We start from the raw sequence: 15,661 nt of genomic DNA, 5'->3' as shown, positions 1-15,661 counted from the left end.
CCGCACGGCGTGGCTCAGGCTCCGTCGGCGTGGTCGGGGAACATCTGGCGGATGTCCTGCGCGCTGGCGCGGCCGGTGACCTTGTCGTAGGGCAGCGTGTCGGTGTACAGGCGACCGTCGGGGCGGCGTCCCCGGCTGTTGGCTTCGGCGTCGGCACGGGTGTAGACCTTGCGGCCGATCCACATGTGGGCCCACGGCACGGTCACGGACTTGGCGTTGACCCGCAGGACCTCCACCCACGTGCCGTGATGCTGGACGAAGTCGCCTTTGGTGAAGTCGTCTGCGCTCCAGATCTTCACGCCCTGCTCTTCGGCGTGGGCGATGTGCTCACGCCAGTGGGCGATCTCGTCGCTGACCTGAGCCACGTCGGCTTCCAGTCGCTCGCGGCGCTCGCCTGTGGGAGGCAGCCGGTAAGCGATGCCGAAGGGGGTCTCTTCCAGCTTGATCGCGTTCTCCGGTGGCGTGGTGCTTGGTGCGAGCAGCTCCACGGGGCCTTCCAGCTCACGTTCGAGACGACGCTGTTGGGCTTCGAGCCGCTCGATGCGGCGCAGCGTGGTCCGCACGTTCTGGCGCGAGGCCTGATACCGCCCGGCGGTGTCGGCGCGCGAGGACCAGTGGTTCGCCTTGTCCTGCTCGCGTCGGGATCGTTCGTCAGCGGCGATCATGCGGCCGTGCGCGCGGCGAGCCGAATCCGAGATCAGAGGCTGTCCGAGCGGCCAGTGCTCGGACATGGAGCGGTAAGCGGATTCATGGGTCTGAGCCCGTTCGGCCGCGTTGTGGGCCCGGGTGTCGTAGCGATCCGCACGCGCCTGTGCCCGCTCGTTGCGCTCCTGTTCGGCTTCAGCGAAAGCCCGCCCCGGGGTGGTGTCGTCGATCTCGACGGAGACAGTGAACCCGCGCGTACGCAGTGCGTCCGCAGCGGCGTTGATGGCCCACCGGTCAGCGGCCTTGTCGCGCGAGCGGGGCAGGTACCAGTACGCGCCGTCGGGCAGGTTGCGGGAGGGCCGGAACCTGGCCTCCTTCAGTGTGGGGGCGGCGCCGTCGCCCCGGGTGGTGCCGTAGACCAGTGTGCCCGTGGCTCGGGTGTGGCGAATGGTGATGGACATCAGGGTGACCTCCGAACTCATGAGGTGGTGGAAGTGGATCGGGAACGTGGTTCGGGGTGACGTGTGAGCAGGCAGGACCGTGTGCACCGGTACCGGCAGCGGCGTGTGGGGATGGGGCGTGCACGGGCCAAAGCCCTGCGGTCAGGGCAGCGGGTTTCGGGGTGTGCACGCGGCTGCGGGTGCGCTACCGTGAGACCCGGTCGCTCCTTTTGCTAGTCACTCAAGTGCGCGACCAGGGTTGGCCGGACCCAGTCCGGCCAACCCCTTTTTTGTTGTGCCAGCGGCGGGCGGACCCGAAGGGCTGGAGTCGGCGCGGGTGGAACCCGCTACAGGGTCAGGTCGCCGACGTAGGCCAGGGACCCGCGCTGTTCGACCTGCTCCCAGTCCGGTTCGTCTCGGTCCCAGTCCACGAGCGCCACGAGGCGGTGCACGAACGCTTGGCTGGCCCCGGTGCCGGGGTGCCAGGACGTGGCCACGAACATGCCCGTGGCGGTGAGCACGTAGGCCCATTCGATGAACAGCGGGCCGCAACCGGCGGTGTCGTCGGGGCAGCGACAGACCAGCACGTTCTCCAGCTCCGAACGGTCCCCGTGGCAGTAGCACTGGGGATAGTCGAAGTAGTCGGGGTGGTCCCCGCTCCGGAATCCGGCGAGGTCGAAGGCCTCACGCTCGAAGGGTCGGGGTGTGTAGGCCTGCACGATGCTGGACCATCCGGCCGGGTGGTCCTTGATCAGGACCTTCGCCATGTCCTCGTGGTCACGCTCGAAGGCGTCGTGGTAGAGCCGGAACAGCTCCCGCCCCAGCGCTGCCGGGTTGGAGTCGCCTGGTGGTAGCGCCCCCACCAGCCCTTGCCGTCGGGGTTGGGGATGGCGATCGCTCCGCGCGTGCTCACGTCTGCTCGTCCCCTTCCAACTGTTCGGCCAGCGCAGCGGCGTCACTGAGCTGGGCAGCCCACTCCCGGGCACTGGCCGGGGGCAGGGGAATGAGGTGGGCCAGCTGCCGGCCCGGAGAGCAGACCCAGGCCATGACCTGATGGGTGTCGGGTTGGACAGACGCGCCCACCACGGGGGCGCTGGGTAGGCTGGACATCGCCGTACCTCCTGTTGATCGGTCTCGCTGGTTGGGAACGCGGTGGTGCGGTAGGGGCCGACCTGTTGGCTCAGGTCGGCCCCGACCTTGGCGGCGTGCGCGCTGAAAAGCGCGTTCACGCGTGGTTACTCACTCGGGGGTGTGATCGGTGCGGAAGAACTCCACCCAGCCCTGGTCATCTCCCATCCACAGCTGTGCGCGCACAGCCTCCTTCGGCATGTCCAGGTGGGCGGCGGCCTTGAGCCCGGCCTCATAGTTGGGCGGGGCGGACCGCTTGAGCTTGAACGGGAGCAGGCCGGGGATGTCGACGTGGTCGAAGTAGCGCACCGTGTAGGAGTGGCGACGCTCGATCCTGGTGATCGTCTGGGTCAGTTCGTACTCGTCGGTCAGCGCGTTCAGCACGTCGATCTCGTCCATGGGCTCGCCGTGGTGGTCACGGCACTGGGAGACGAAGTAGGCCACGGCGCGTTCGGCTTTGTCGTTCTCGGCGCGGAACTGCGGGTCACCGCCCTGCCCGGTGTCGCCGATGACGCCGAGCTTGACCTTGTCGACGCGCAGCACCGCAGACCAGGCGATACCGCAGCCAACTTCAACCTGTTTGAGGCTGGTGACGCGCACGCGCTTGGAGGGGACTTGCATTCCGGTGTGGATCAGCGTGATCACTGTGTTTCTCCTTCCGTGTGTTGGGTTGGGCCCGGTGTTAGGTCACCGGGCGTCTAGTTGTCGCTGCACAGCACAGCCACGTCTCCGGCTGCCAGCTCCCAGCCAGCGAAGAACTCACCGCCCACGGTCATAGCCGGACGTAGGTGTTGGGCCACAGCGTCCGTGACGTGGTCAGCGGACGGGGCCACGGCGAGCAGGCGAACCACGGCGCCCGTGTCGTAGGGGGTGACCTCACAGCTGATGACCGTCACATCCGGACCGGTGTCCTCGTTGAGCGTGACCAGCGCGGTGGTGAGGCACATGTTGACGGTGAACTGTTGGTCGGGGGTGAGGGTCGTGTCCGTGTCGGTGGGCAGCGCAAAGACGTCCACGGTCAGAACAGCCACGGTTTCCTCCGTTCTCTGGGGTGAGGCCGGGGGCGCGTGTTCGCGCCCCCGGGTGTTCGGTGGTCAGGCCGCAACGTGGGCGCGCTCTACCAGGTGTTCGGTGATCTGGTCGGCAACCGTCATGACTCGGTTCGCGGTAACGTGTGCGACCTTGGCGTCTTCGGCCCATCCGGCGACGTAGGGCACGGAGTACTCCAACGTGTCCAGCCCCATGACCGCGGTGACCAGGCAGGCCACGGACTCGGCTTCGACTTCCGCGTACTGGCGGGTGAGCCCTTCCCTGGTGGGGTGCTCGCACAGGATGTGCGCGAGTTCGTGAACCAGGGTTTTGACCGCTTGGGCGGGGTCGACGTCGGCGCGCACGCGCACGGTGCGGGTGGGGTAGTGGACGTAGCCGTAGGCGTCTTCGCAGTCGCCGCGCTCCAGCGTGTAGCCGTGCGCGGTGACCATCGCGGCGACCTGCTCCCACAGCTGGTCGGGGGCAGCACCTCGCAGTTCCTCGGGCACCGCGTTGACCGCTTCGGGCACGGGTTCCCCGTCGGTCTGGGAGATGTCGAATCGCTTGGAGACGGTGAACCCTCGCACCTCGTGTCCGGGTTCGCTGTCGTCACCGTCCTGCTCGGTATCGTCTGCTTCGGCGCGGTAGCGCAGGGGTTCCCGAATGCGGAGCCCCTGCTCCCCCGCGCGGACGGCGCGGCCAACGTTGAGCCATGCCCCGAACGTGCGCACGTCGGTAGCGTGCGGGCACTGCTTCAGGATCATCAGCACGTTGTTGAGCGAGTAGCGACGCAGCCACGCCCGTGAGGTCATCAGGGAGCGCCAACCCTCGCTGGTGGTCAGCTCTTCGACAGCGGTTTCCAGCAGTTCGCGCGCCTGTTCGAGCCGTTCACGCCGCTGCTCGGGCGTGAGTTTCCTGGACTTACGGGGGGACATCCGGATACCTCCTTGACCTGTGGTGAGGGCTCTCAACTGCACTCGCCGGGCACAGGTGTGGCTGTGGCCGGTGAGCGTGGTTGAGTCGGCGACCAACCAAGGGCGCAGGCACCTACGGATGGCGCCCCTGGTCGGGTGCGGGTTCGCGTGGTGGGCTCTGGTCGCCGCGCCCGTGCCCGGCGACCAGAAGAGACCCGCTAGGACAGCCGTACGGGCTGGACCAGGTGTCGGTACTGGGTGCGGTCGTGCAGCCCGTCCGGGGTGTCGGTAATCAACACCGGCTTGGTCGACCCGTTGATGTGCAGGGTGAGCGTGTCGCCGGTGAAGCACTCCACCGCGTCCGCGAGGAACTTGTGGCCGAACGCGATTCGCATTCCCGTGCCCGGGCCGGTCACCTTGGCGGGAAGTGCCCGCGTGCGCACCTTCCGGGCCTCGTGTCCCAGGTGGGGGGCCACGGTGACCGCGTCCGCGTCGACGTTGAACGTGAGCGGCTGCGCCTTCTCACCCTTGGCGACCAGCACAGCGGCGGAACGCTGGATCTGGGTGAGCAGTTCGGCACGGTCCACCACCACCGTGACCTCGCACTCGGTGGGCAGGAACTCCCGATACTTGATGAACTCGCCATCGTTGTGCTCGCGGGTGATGACGGTGACCGGACCGCTTTCCAACGCGACCAGGCCACCGAAGTCACCGGGCCCGTAGCCGAGTCGGATGTCCTCCCCCACCAGCTTGGGCAGCACCTTGTGCAGGGTCGCGCCGTCGATCAACGCGCCACCGTCGGGAACCGTGTCGGGGAGCAGACCCGCGTGCACGTGTCCCACCGCGATTCGGTAGCGGTCGGTGGCCGCCAGGGTGAGCCCGTGGCTGGACACGTCGATCTTCATGCCGGTCAGTGCGGGAAGGGTGTCGTCTTCCCCGACCGCACGGAGCACCCGCTTGGTTTCGCTGGTGAACTTCTCGCCGTCCACCAGCGCGAAGGTTGGCGGGGTGTCGGGCAGGGTCGGGTAGTCGTCGACGGGCAGCAGCTCCATGGGAATGGTGCTCTCGGCCAGGGTGACCGTGGCGCACTGGTGGTCGTCGTTGCGCACGCTCACCGGCAGTCGGTCGGCTTCCCGCTTGCCCAGACCCTTGGTTAGGGCCTTGATCAGCCTGGACAGCTCACCGTGTGAGACCAGCACGCGCCCGGGCGTCTCCACCGCGTCGGGGATCCGTACGGTCACCGTGGTGTCGTAGTCGTAGCCACGTACCCACAGGTCCGGCCCGTTGCTCTCCAGCAGCACACCGGCCATGCACGGCACGGACGCGCGGGGGGCGATAGCGGCACTCACCGTGGCCAGCGCGTCCACCAGTTCGGCGCGCGTGGTGGTGAACGCGCCAGTCTCCGCGTTGTTGTGGTTGGTTTCTGTCCTTTCCAGAACCTCAGTCATGTTTCCCCCAAGGAAACGGAGTCGATTATGGCTTCCGAGGATTCCTGGCCCCGGTGGCAGGGTCACAGAACGCGCGTGCTGCGACCCGCCATCGCAGTCAGAATCAGAACGACTCGAAACGTGCACCGCCACGCGGACCAATGGTGACCCTGCAATCCGGTTCGGGGTCGACGTAACCCCATCCCTTACAGTCGTTGGGGACGACGCGGTAAAGGTCGATGTAGGCATTTTCGGTGGCGGGCAGGATTTCCGCCCGCTCTTCCCGAACGTGCGTGGCCACCATGTCCTCGTGGCAGACCGGGTAGGCGGACTCACTCCGCCCGGTGCCGGTGACACGATCGCTCAGCTTGCGTCCCGCGTCGGCTCGTGAGGTGAACGCCTCAGCTTCACTGGCAACGTCACCGAAGGAGCAGGACGGACCGTCATGGAAGAATCCGACGTAGAGAACTCGCATTTTTTCATCCCCTTTGCGTTGGCACTTTCTAGGTCGACAATGGACAGTGCGCCCCTAGCAGCAAGGCACACTGCCGGACAATCGACCTAGAGCCACGCGCGGCACATTCCCTGGTGCCTGGTGGTGGTCACCGAATAGCCAACGTCAGGGATGACCGTCTCTCCGTCCGCACGCACCCATGCGATGGGCGTGTTATAGGAGTAGACGACGTAGGAGATTCCGGGGGTTTCCCGGTCCGCCCGGTAGGCGTTCACCCATTCCATGGGCAGTCGGCCGGTACGGTTGGGCGTGTGGTGGTAGGCGGCCATGGCGCCGTGCGACTGAAATGGCTTTCGCTCACTGAGCATTCCGGAAGGGCCGCCCACGTCGCGTCGGATCGACACGGTAGACATATGATCAACTCCTCTTGCTAGTCACCCACAATCATACCCAAAAGGAGTAGGCCAATAAACCCAATCGGCACTCATTTCTGCGATTCTTCACAGGGGCCAGCAAAGCCAAAAAGGGCACCCAACAAGACGCAAGCATGCCAATAAAGAGAAAGGCAACACAGCAGAAACCAATAACAACAGAGAGGATTGCGGAGGAACCAGAGAACCATTCGATAAATAATAGAATAAGGGGCGCATACTCACTCATGGCCGCCACCGTCATAATTTTCTAGGACCGCAGGCGGCACCAGTCCGGGGAGCCGCCGATGGAGTCTCCATACATGCTGAACTGGGGTTTTATGTGCGCATGGGGTAGCCAGCCAGGGCGGCGAGGGGTACGGCGGAGGGTGGGGCTGACCTTGGGGCTGAGCCTTCAAGGCCGCATACACACTGGCGTCCACACAGCAAAACAAGGACGCCAAAGGCATCCTTGCTTCTCGAAACATTGAAAATTAAATGCGCCTGATTTGACCTAGAGAACGGCGTCTGCCCGTTCGAGCGCTTCCTTGTATTCAGATCGGATGCGCTCTGCGGTTTTCTTGTCGCCTTTTTCATCATACCTCGCTGCGAGGGCCTGCGCGGCTTCCGAGGAGGTCGGATTGATCCTCTGGGCTCTTTTCAGCATGGAAATGGCGCGTGCGGGGTTTTCTGATTCTGCGTGTTCAATGAGTGCGGAAACGAGTGGATCACGGACTCGGATACGGACGCCTTCTGCCCACAGGTAGTCGCTGTCGGCGGCGAAACCCTGGTCGAACATCGCTGCGGCGGCGGTGACCGAGGCCGCGTCGTGGGTGTGGGTTGCTTCTTCCAGGAGTTGGTCGATGCGCCACAGGTCGCACGTAACCAGTTCTGGGTTGAGCTGGTAGCGGTCCTCGTCGTGGGTGATGACTGTGGTGGCTGCCTCGCCCAGGTGCTCGCGGCAGGCCGACCGGACTGCGGTGCAGGCGTCGTGGAAGCGCCGGATCCCGCGGTGTGGTGCGTCGTGGGGCCACATGGCGTCCACCGCCGCTTCCAGCCGCACTCCTGCCGGGTGGGCGGCCAGGTAGGCCAGCACCTCGTAGGCGGCACGCCGGTTGGGGCGGACCTGATGGCCGTGCACGGCCAGGGTGATGGGCCCCAGGACGCTCACCGAGACCGCGCCTGTGGGTGAAGCGCCGGTGCCGGCGGGGTCGGTGGAGGACGAAGGGGTGGGGGCAGGGTCGGGTCGGTTCTGCTCGTCCTCTTCGACATCCTCGTCTTCGATGTCGTCGTTCTCGTCGGCTGTGGGTTCGGGTGTGCCCGGGTGGTGGGTCAAGGTCTCCAGAAGCTGCCCGGTGGTGGTCGGGGCCCAGTGGTGGTCGATCACGTCGGTGAAGGGCTCTTCAGCCTCGGTGATGGTGCCGTGTGAGTCGATGGTGCAGGTGGCTCCTTCGCTTCCGGGCCAGGGGCCCAAGAGGAGGGCGCTCAGGGGTGCCTGTCCTGTGTGGGTGAGCAGGGAGGTGACCTCGGCGGCGACCTCCGGCTCGGTGCGGGTGAGCAACACGAACTGAGGGCCTGTCGGTTCATCCTCCGGTCGGGGGTTCTCCTCGTCGGCTGCTTCGTCGGCGGCGCGGTGGCGGGCGAGCACTTGGAGTTGAAGCAGGGTGAGCGCGTCCTCGACCGTTTCGGTGACCATCACTGCGGCGTCTTCGCCCAGTACAGGCAGGCGTCGCGGGTCGTCGAGCAGAACCCGCAGATCCTGTTCGGGCACCACTACGGTCACGTCGTCATCGCTGTTCTCCAGGGCGCGGGCCAGGAGAGTGCGGGCGGCGCCGTGCGCACCGGGGCCGGTGATGCCCAGACCGGGGGCGCGGGCCAGGTCGACCAGCGCCAGCTCCGTGTGCGGTTCTCCGGTCGTGTCCGGGGTGTGCGTCGACGTCGGGCTGTCCGAGGGTGAAGGGTGCTCGGAGGTCTCCTCGACCTCTGCTTCTTTCTGGTCGCTGCGTTTGTGGGGCAGGAGTTCGTGGCGCCGTTCCAGGGCCATCCCGCCCAGGACTCCCAGGCCGGTGGTGGTCATGGCCAGGACCAGCCCTCCGGGCAGGGACAGCCCCAGGCCCGGCCGTTGGCGCACCTCGTCGTCGTCGGCGATGTCGCTCTCTTCAGGTTCTGTGGAAGCGGCCGACTCGCCGGGTGGTGTGAGGACCACGCTGTAACTGATCTCCACACGGCGCTGCTCAGCATCGTCTTTGGTATCGAGGAGGGTTAGGTCCCCCTCACCGTGGACCTCGATCACCGCGTCCTCGCCCAGGTGCGTACGCAACGCATCCGCGACCGCTTGCGCCCTGCGTTCGGACAGGTCGCGGTTGTAGTCGGGATCACCTGCGGCGTCGGTGTGCCCGGTCACCACGATCGGTAGCTCCGGGGCGCCGTGTTGGGCGATGAGGCCGGCGGTGGCTTCCACGTCTTCGGCCATGGCCTCGGTGAGGCCAGCCGAGTCATAGCCGAAGGCATCGATCACCCGGGAACGGTCGACCACCATGGGTTCGGTCACCTCTTGTTCCCCCTCACCCGGCCCGGTTTCGTCGGCCTCAGCTTCTTCCGAGGTGTCGGCCGCGGCGACAACGAGTGGGGCGGCGTGCGCGGCTGGTGGGGCGAGGGTGATAGTGCCCAAGGTGGTGGCGGCCAGGAGCTGCAAGGGGCGAAGCGGCCCCAGATGGACGGTGCGGTGGCGCAGGCCGGCCAGGAGTTCAGCGGCCAGAGTCAGCACGTACAGGGCCCACACCGACCACAGCGCGACGATCAGCACCGCGGTCCCCACCCCGGCGGGCAGACGACCGCTGCGCAGGTGCACTTCCCAGGACAACAGCGACAGGTCCAGGGAAGGCCAGGACAGGGTGGTAGCCAGCCACGGCAACCCGGCGAGCAGGGCGAACGTGGCCGCGAGGGCGGCGAGCTGGCGTAGACGCAGATGTGTCATGAGTGCCTCACAGGGAGAAGGGTGCGGCGTCGGTGATGGGCGTGGCGCTGGCCGAACCGGAGGCGGTGCGCGGGCCCACCGGTAGCAGGCGGAAGGCGTACGTGCTCTGGGCGGTGACGGTGACGACGTCGCCGTCCACGGTGGCCGAGCCCTGGACACCAGCGTCGGTGAGGAAGCCCTGAGCAGCTGCGGTGGCGGCGTTGGGGTCCAGGCGCACGGTGCCATCGGCCCGGTAGGCGGCCATGTCGATCTGCTGCGCCCCGGCTCGCGCGGCTTCCTGGGCGATTTGGAGGTTGCGATTGCGCTCGGCCAACGCTGCGCCGACGTCGAAGACGAACGCGACCAGCAGGAGCAGAGCGGCGGCCATGATGACCAGGAACGCGGTGGCCTGACCGTCGTCGTTGGTGCGGGGATGCTGGGTCATGGGGTGCCTCGGTAGCTGTCGACCACCGAGGCCGCGCTCCCTTGAATGGTGCGGGTGCCGGGCACACCCAGGCCGCTCAGGTCGGACAGGTCGGCGGTGCAGGTGAGCGTGACCCGCACCGTGGCCCCGGGTTGGAGTCCGCCGGTCTCGACGGCCAGGTCGTAGGTGGCGCAACTGAGCTCGTGCGTGCGCACTGCGTTCGCAGCGGCGGTTCCGGCTGCAGTGTGGGCGGCCTCAGGGGTGCGCTCCAAGGTGGCGGCCCGTGCAGCAGCGGCGGCTGCGGCATCGGCCGCCATCCCCGCGGAGACGATGCGGTGAGCCAGCAGCACCAGCAGCGCGATGAGGACCAGCAAAGGGGTGAGGAGCGCGAGTTCAGCGGAGGCCGACCCGCGATCCTGCGCGGTAGGAAGGCGTTTCACGGAGGACCACCGCCGGATGGGCTGTGGTGTTCGGTGGGTCCGGAGACCTGGGTGTGTACGGGCAGGTCCACGCCGATCATGGTGGGCACATGTGCGCTTACCTGAACGACGGTGGTGGTGGCGCCACGTTCCACGGTGATGGACAAGCCTTGGAGGAGGTCACCGCTGAGCTGGTTGCCGACTTCTTCTGCTCGCGTATGCCCCTCGGCTTCGGTGGCATCCAGGGCTCGGGCGGAGGCCTGACCGTGTTGGGCGATGGTCTGAGCGACGTGGGCGGCGTGTGCCCACTGGGCGATGAGGACCGTGAGGACCAGGAGCAGCAGCATCAACGGGGCGGCCACAGCCAGCTCGGCGCTGCCCCGGTCACGGTCGGGGCCGGTGGGGTTCGAGGTGGGGCGGCGCATGGTGGGCCTACCCCAAGGTGATGGACTCGGCCCATCCCAGCACGGTGTTGGAGATCAGGGCCAGGGCGCCCAGGGCCAGGATGACCAACGTGGCGATCACGGCGACCGCTTCGGTGGAGTACCCGTCATCGGCGCAGACGCGCCTACGGGACGGTCTGAGGAGAAAAGTCAGCACGGTCGTCTCCGTTTCTACGAGGTGGTCTTTCACATGCCGGTGAGGACGAGGTGAAGGGCGGGGTAGCCGATGAAGATCAGGAAGCCCGCGAACATCAGCACCACGGGCAGACTCATGCGTTCGGTGGCCGACTGGGCGTCGGCTTCCAGTTCCGCGAGGTGTTGCGTACGCAACGAGGTCGCCTTGGCTGCGAGGCTGGCGCGCACCCGGGCGCCGTCGGCTCCGGCCAGGCGTAGGCTCGCGGCCAGTTCGTTGGCGGCGGGGACGTCGTAGCGCTCCCCGAGGTGGTCCAGGGCGGTCCAGGCGGGTTCGTGGTGGAGGCTGGCGGTGTACAGGCTGGTGCGGATGCGTCGCATGGCCCAGGTGTCGCTGGCGCGGGTGGCATCGCTCAGGGCGCCGGTGACTCCGGCTCCTCCGGCCAAGGCGATGACGACGAGGTCGCACACGGCGGCGATGGTGTGCTTCATCTGCTCCGAGCGCTCTTGAGCTTGGTCGCGGACTTCCAGGTCGGGGGCGATCCACAGCACTAAGGCGAACACGGTCCAGGCGCCCAGGCCCAGCACGGGGGGCAAGGAAACCCTGAGCAGGCCCAGGAGGGTTCCCAGGAGGGGTGGGAGGGTCAGGGCCAGGAGGGCCATGGCGGCCTTTTGGGACAGGTAGCCGGGCACGTCCCGGTCGCATGCGGCCAGGCGGCGTCGGGTGCGGGCCGTGGGCAAACCCAGCAGGGCGAGCAGGGGAACCCCGGGGGCGCCGAGCCTGCGCGACCACCCCCCGGCACTGGTCTGGTCAGCAGCGGAAGCGGGCTCGGTAGGAGCGGGTTGGGGGTCTTGGAGGAGTTCGGTCAGGGACGGGCGTGTCAGGCGAGGGAGAAGCGCGGCGGACACCGCTGCTGCGAGCAGGGCGCCGCCGACTCCGGCGAGTACGAACGGGTTCACGCTCTCACCCCCGGCGCGTCCTCCTGTCTGGTGCGCTCCAGGACGCGGCGTCCCAGGTCGGTGCGGGCCAGTCGGGAGAGCCAGACCAGCCCCACCGCCCACAACACTCCGATGACCGCCAGCATGAGCTGGCCGACGCCGTCGTAAGGGGAAAGGTAGTCGGCGTTGATCAGCATCAGCCCGGCGGCCATGCCCAGGGTGGTGCCGGTGATGATGCGTGCGGAGGTACGGGTGCGGGCCCGGGTGGCGGCCACCCGCACCAGCATGGCGGCCTGTTCCCGAGCGGCCTGGGCGAGCGAGGTCAGAAGTGGCCCCAGGTCGGCCGCCTGGCGGGTGGCCGCGTTCGACAGGGCGGCCACGACCAGGTCGGCGTTGGGCACGTCCACGCGAGCAGCGAACTCGTCGAGTGCCTCAGCCGGAGGCCGACCCTGGTGGAGTTGGTCGGCCAAGCGGGCGACGTCATCGCGGATCGGGGCCGGGGCGGTGGGGACGGTGTGGGCGATGGCCTGGTGCAGCCCGGCGGCTCCGGCCATGAGGTCACGGATCTGCTCGGCCCAGCCCGCGACCGCCTCCACCTTCTGCACCTGGGCGGTGTGCGTGTGGTCGGGCCCCAGCAGGCGGGGCAGCCACCACGTGCCGGCCCCGACCAGCACTGCTGCGACAGCCCATCCCGTGAACGCCCAGGCCACGGCCCCTACTGTCAGGGCGCCCACCACGTGCAGGACATGGTTGCGGTCAAAGCCGGTCGGCCGGGCGAAACGGCTACCCCACGGGGATGGGGTTTGAGCCAGATGCACAACCGTGAGCCCCACGCCCGCCCCCAGGAGGAGACCGCCAGCGGCGGCCAACAGGATCGCGGTGTTCGTCATCGCCGTCTCCCGTTCACCGACGGCGCCACCATCAAGCGTGCGACATCGAACCCGCCCCGGTGCAGAGCCTGAGCTGTGGCTGGGCTCGGGGGTGCGGCTTGAACGGTGGTCCCGTTCTCGTAGTGGTAGATCTCGTTGGACAACACCTGGGGCCCGTCCACTCCCACCACTTCGCGCACGCTGGTGACCCGGCGCTCACCTTGTGGGGTCGCGTCCAGGTGGACCACCAGGTGGACCGCGGCGGAGATGAGCAAACTGGTCGCCTCCAAGGGGAGACGATCGGACAGGGCGGCGTAGGCGCCCAGCTTGGTGAACGCGCCCCCAGAGCTGGAGGCGTGCAACGTCGTCAGTGAGCCGTCGTTGCTCTGCGACATCGCGTTCAACAGCGGGATCGTCTCGCTGCCGCGGGTCTCGCCGACGATGATCCGGTCCGGGCTCATCCGCAGCGCGGCCCGCACCTGGTCGGCCACGGTGATTTCGCCCTGTCCTTCGGTGTTGGGCGGGCGGGCGAACAGCGCCCCCGCGTCCGGGTGAGCGTTGGCGTCCCGTTCCAGCCCCAGTTCGGGGATGTCCTCGATGGTGATCACCCGCTCGTGCGGGGCGAACTCGGTGGCAAGCGCACGCAGCAGCGTCGTCTTGCCGGCACCGGTACCGCCGGTGATGACCAGGTTGCGGCGCGAGCGCACCGCCGCCCGCAGCAGGCCCACAAGGGTGTCATCGAGGGTGCTCAGGCGGCGGAGTTCACCGAGGCTGGTGGTGCGGTAGCGGTGGCGGCGGATGGAGACCATCGGCTGGTGGGACACGTCCATGACGGCGTTGAGTCGGGACCCGTCGGGCAGGGACATGTCCAGGATGGGAGCCGCCGCATCGAACCGTCTCTCCCCTTGCGGGGATTCCGCAGCGATCCTGCGCACCAACGTGACCAACTCTTCTGAGGTCTGCACGATGGGAGGTCGCTGTTCACGGTGGCCATCGGCGTAGCGCACCCACACCTTCGAGCCGTTGAGGTTGATGTTCTCGATCTCGGCATCGGCCAGCAGCTCCTCCAGGGGGCCGAGCCCGCCCACACGGGCCAGCACCTGGCGCAGCACTACCTCCTCGGTGGGGCCATCGAGCACCGGCTGCCCAGTCGCGAGGGCCCGGCTGGCTCGTTCGTGTAGCACTTGACGCGCCACACGACTCACCAGGGACCGGTACTCCTGTCCAGTGAATTCACGTTCTCCCTCACGTGCGGCGGTGCTCAGCCGGTCGGCGACCTCGCTGGCGACCTCGCGCGCCTGGCTGGCGACGTCCGCGCTGTTCACGGCTGGCCTCCCAGGAACGCCTGCACTGGATCCACATCGACCTGCGGTTGTGCTTTCTCGGTTATCATGCTGCCCAGGGACCGGGCGGCCTTGACGAGCGGGCGCCGGTGCGGCCAGCTCACGGTTTCTCTGCGGCCCGTCAGAACATCAGCCGTCTTGCGATCCCAGGGCAGGCGTCCCCATACCGGGACCCCGATGGCCTGTTCGATCTCGCGTGCGCTGCGCGAGGGCCCCATCACAACGACCCCCAGCCGTGAGCCCCTGCGCAAGCTCGGTGCCGTCTCCTCCAGGCGTTTGAGATGGGCCAGATCTCCGGAGGTCACCACCACCGTGACCGCTGCCTCCTCTGTCAGCGCCATGGTCTCCGTCTCCGGGCTCACCCGGCCCAGATCGACCAGCGTCACCCCGGCCCAACGGGACAGGGCCTTGGAGTGCTGGGTGATGAGGTCGAGGGCATCAGCAGTGCGTTCGGTGCTGGCCGGGGCCACGCACACCCGCACCCCTCCGGGCAGGACCTGCACGAACCGCTGCTCGTCATCGTGGTCGTGGTCCTGTCCAGGACGGCTCGCCGCGGCCAGGTCCAGGAGACCGTTCCACACGGGCAGGTGCCACCAGGCGGCGATGTCACCACCACTGGCATCGGCCTCGACCACACGCGCCACTTCCTCGGTGGGCCAAGTGCTCGCCAGGGCCAGGGCCGCTGTGGTGACGCCGGGTGCGCCCGAGAGCGAACAGAGGGTCACCATCATGAGCCGTCTCCCGGGGTGTGCACGAGGGTGATGTCCCCTTCGGCTGCCGCGCGAGCGATGATGGAGGCGTGGGAGGCGTCGACCACCAGATCCAACTGTGTGCCGCCGGCCTCAGAGGTGGTCAGGGACGTCACCTGAGCGGGGTAGGACACATCCCCCGGGTCTTCGCCGGTGATGATCACTGACACCGTTGAACCCACCCCAACCGAAGAGGGCACCCGTCCCGGTTGGAGCACGCTGCTTACCGTGACCTGATTCTCGGCCAGATGATCACCCTCGCCACCCAGCAGGCCTTCAGCAAGCAGGCCGCCCTCGGTCACCGGCATGGTCAACACCGAACCCACCGCCTGAGCGGGGTCGGAGACCGTCGAGAGGCTGTCGGCACCAGCCAGGTCCACCACCTGCACGTCAGCCGCGGTGAGCTTGTGTCCGGCCGGAAGGTCCGAGGCAGCCACCAGGACCGGCTCGCGTTGATCCACCTGGGTCAGGGCGAGGACTCCGACAGTTGCACCCGCCACCATCAGGGCGGTGATGAGAAACAGTGATCGCCAGCGGCGACGTGTGCGGGGGAGACGCAGCGGAGCGGGCTCCGTTTCTCTTCCGACCCGGGGTTCAGCGGCTACCATGGCGCTCCTCTCACGTGACGACCCCCGAGGACTCGATCACCCGAACCCCCTCCGACGAGGTGGTCGTCAAGGCAGGCAGGACCCCACTGTCACCGTCGGTGCTGGACCAGGACACCTCCCACGACAACGAAGTCGTAACCTCACGCTCACCCGTGGAGGTGTAGGTGTGCCCGCAGTCCGGGGACTCCCCCGCCGGGTCGTGAACGCGAGGGCTGTAGGCGGTGCCGGCTCCGTCACAGGAGACGGTGGTGCCGTCCCCCATATGCCAGTCCACCGAAGCAGGAGCAGCCGTCACCGTCACCGACCCACCGGGGACCGAAGCCGTGGCGCTC

General features: G+C 67.7%; 19 protein-coding genes. All 19 read right to left on the bottom strand.

The genetic code is table 11. From position 1 onward, the window contains the following. Window positions 1-14 precede the first annotated feature (14 nt). Complete coding sequence (locus tag AC0VYM_RS13935; RefSeq protein WP_475462696.1) at window positions 15-1,106, bottom strand: DUF3560 domain-containing protein; 1,092 nt, start codon at window positions 1,104-1,106, stop codon at window positions 15-17. Between the two features lie 326 nt (window positions 1,107-1,432). Beyond that, the gene (locus AC0VYM_RS13930; RefSeq protein WP_475462695.1) at window positions 1,433-1,948 is read right to left on the bottom strand and encodes a hypothetical protein; all 516 of its coding nucleotides are present in this window, start codon (window positions 1,946-1,948) and stop codon (window positions 1,433-1,435) included. A gap of 46 nt (window positions 1,949-1,994) precedes the next feature. Next, window positions 1,995-2,195 carry a hypothetical protein gene (locus AC0VYM_RS13925; protein WP_475462694.1) on the bottom strand — a complete coding sequence of 67 codons (201 nt, stop codon included), beginning with the start codon at window positions 2,193-2,195 and terminating at the stop codon, window positions 1,995-1,997. A 129-nt stretch (window positions 2,196-2,324) separates the two neighbouring features. Further along, window positions 2,325-2,858, bottom strand: coding sequence for a hypothetical protein (locus AC0VYM_RS13920; RefSeq protein ID WP_475462693.1), 534 nt, complete (start codon window positions 2,856-2,858; stop codon window positions 2,325-2,327). A gap of 53 nt (window positions 2,859-2,911) precedes the next feature. After that, a complete protein-coding gene (locus AC0VYM_RS13915; protein WP_475462692.1) occupies window positions 2,912-3,244 on the bottom strand; it encodes a hypothetical protein in 333 nt (110 codons plus the stop codon). Window positions 3,245-3,307: 63 nt separating this feature from the next. Beyond that, a complete protein-coding gene (locus tag AC0VYM_RS13910) occupies window positions 3,308-4,177 on the bottom strand; it encodes an ArdC-like ssDNA-binding domain-containing protein (protein ID WP_475462691.1) in 870 nt (289 codons plus the stop codon). A 197-nt stretch (window positions 4,178-4,374) separates the two neighbouring features. Next, window positions 4,375-5,604 carry a DNA polymerase III subunit beta gene (locus AC0VYM_RS13905; RefSeq protein ID WP_475462690.1) on the bottom strand — a complete coding sequence of 410 codons (1,230 nt, stop codon included), beginning with the start codon at window positions 5,602-5,604 and terminating at the stop codon, window positions 4,375-4,377. Between the two features lie 103 nt (window positions 5,605-5,707). Beyond that, a complete protein-coding gene (locus AC0VYM_RS13900; protein WP_475462689.1) occupies window positions 5,708-6,058 on the bottom strand; it encodes a hypothetical protein in 351 nt (116 codons plus the stop codon). 86 nt (window positions 6,059-6,144) lie between these two features. Then, on the bottom strand, window positions 6,145-6,441 hold the full coding sequence (locus AC0VYM_RS13895) for a DUF8033 domain-containing protein (RefSeq protein WP_475462688.1): 297 nt from the start codon (window positions 6,439-6,441) through the stop codon (window positions 6,145-6,147). Window positions 6,442-6,961: 520 nt separating this feature from the next. Continuing rightward, complete coding sequence (locus AC0VYM_RS13890) at window positions 6,962-9,253, bottom strand: OmpA family protein (protein WP_475462687.1); 2,292 nt, start codon at window positions 9,251-9,253, stop codon at window positions 6,962-6,964. Window positions 9,254-9,431: 178 nt separating this feature from the next. Next, entirely contained in the window at window positions 9,432-9,848 is a 417-nt protein-coding gene (locus AC0VYM_RS13885) for a pilus assembly protein TadG-related protein (RefSeq protein WP_475462686.1), read from the bottom strand. Further along, window positions 9,845-10,267, bottom strand: coding sequence for a TadE/TadG family type IV pilus assembly protein (locus AC0VYM_RS13880; RefSeq protein WP_475462685.1), 423 nt, complete (start codon window positions 10,265-10,267; stop codon window positions 9,845-9,847). Before AC0VYM_RS13880 ends, AC0VYM_RS13885 begins: the two co-directional genes overlap by 4 nt. After that, entirely contained in the window at window positions 10,264-10,671 is a 408-nt protein-coding gene (locus AC0VYM_RS13875; RefSeq protein WP_475462684.1) for a pilus assembly protein, read from the bottom strand. Before AC0VYM_RS13875 ends, AC0VYM_RS13880 begins: the two co-directional genes overlap by 4 nt. Before the next feature lie 7 nt (window positions 10,672-10,678). After that, window positions 10,679-10,846 (bottom strand): hypothetical protein, encoded by a 168-nt coding sequence (locus AC0VYM_RS13870; RefSeq protein WP_475462683.1) that lies wholly within the window; start codon window positions 10,844-10,846, stop codon window positions 10,679-10,681. 29 nt (window positions 10,847-10,875) lie between these two features. Beyond that, entirely contained in the window at window positions 10,876-11,781 is a 906-nt protein-coding gene (locus tag AC0VYM_RS13865) for a type II secretion system F family protein (protein WP_475462682.1), read from the bottom strand. Continuing rightward, window positions 11,778-12,650: a type II secretion system F family protein gene (locus tag AC0VYM_RS13860; RefSeq protein ID WP_475462681.1), complete on the bottom strand. Its 873-nt coding sequence runs from the start codon at window positions 12,648-12,650 to the stop codon at window positions 11,778-11,780. The genes AC0VYM_RS13865 and AC0VYM_RS13860 overlap by 4 nt, the downstream gene beginning before the upstream one ends. After that, on the bottom strand, window positions 12,647-13,954 hold the full coding sequence (locus AC0VYM_RS13855; RefSeq protein WP_475462680.1) for a CpaF family protein: 1,308 nt from the start codon (window positions 13,952-13,954) through the stop codon (window positions 12,647-12,649). Before AC0VYM_RS13855 ends, AC0VYM_RS13860 begins: the two co-directional genes overlap by 4 nt. Further along, window positions 13,951-14,703, bottom strand: a complete 753-nt coding sequence (locus AC0VYM_RS13850; RefSeq protein WP_475462679.1) for a P-loop NTPase family protein — start codon at window positions 14,701-14,703, stop codon at window positions 13,951-13,953. The genes AC0VYM_RS13855 and AC0VYM_RS13850 overlap by 4 nt, the downstream gene beginning before the upstream one ends. Next, complete coding sequence (locus AC0VYM_RS13845) at window positions 14,700-15,329, bottom strand: SAF domain-containing protein (protein ID WP_475462678.1); 630 nt, start codon at window positions 15,327-15,329, stop codon at window positions 14,700-14,702. The genes AC0VYM_RS13850 and AC0VYM_RS13845 overlap by 4 nt, the downstream gene beginning before the upstream one ends. Window positions 15,330-15,661 lie beyond the last annotated feature (332 nt).

This window comes from Nocardiopsis sp. iso_237 (assembly GCF_056173345.1).
The sequence above is the reverse complement of the archived record's forward strand: the minus strand, read 5'-3'. Positions and strand labels throughout refer to the sequence as shown.

Coding starts and splice junctions, on each gene's coding strand:
- AC0VYM_RS13935 (WP_475462696.1), bottom strand. CDS start 1,106: ATGTCCATCACCATTCGCCACACCCGAGCCACGGGCACACTGGTCTAC.
- AC0VYM_RS13925 (WP_475462694.1), bottom strand. CDS start 2,195: ATGTCCAGCCTACCCAGCGCCCCCGTGGTGGGCGCGTCTGTCCAACCC.
- AC0VYM_RS13910 (WP_475462691.1), bottom strand. CDS start 4,177: ATGTCCCCCCGTAAGTCCAGGAAACTCACGCCCGAGCAGCGGCGTGAA.
- AC0VYM_RS13905 (WP_475462690.1), bottom strand. CDS start 5,604: ATGACTGAGGTTCTGGAAAGGACAGAAACCAACCACAACAACGCGGAG.
- AC0VYM_RS13900 (WP_475462689.1), bottom strand. CDS start 6,058: ATGCGAGTTCTCTACGTCGGATTCTTCCATGACGGTCCGTCCTGCTCC.
- AC0VYM_RS13885 (WP_475462686.1), bottom strand. CDS start 9,848: ATGACCCAGCATCCCCGCACCAACGACGACGGTCAGGCCACCGCGTTC.
- AC0VYM_RS13875 (WP_475462684.1), bottom strand. CDS start 10,671: ATGCGCCGCCCCACCTCGAACCCCACCGGCCCCGACCGTGACCGGGGC.
- AC0VYM_RS13860 (WP_475462681.1), bottom strand. CDS start 12,650: ATGACGAACACCGCGATCCTGTTGGCCGCCGCTGGCGGTCTCCTCCTG.
- AC0VYM_RS13850 (WP_475462679.1), bottom strand. CDS start 14,703: ATGATGGTGACCCTCTGTTCGCTCTCGGGCGCACCCGGCGTCACCACA.
- AC0VYM_RS13845 (WP_475462678.1), bottom strand. CDS start 15,329: ATGGTAGCCGCTGAACCCCGGGTCGGAAGAGAAACGGAGCCCGCTCCG.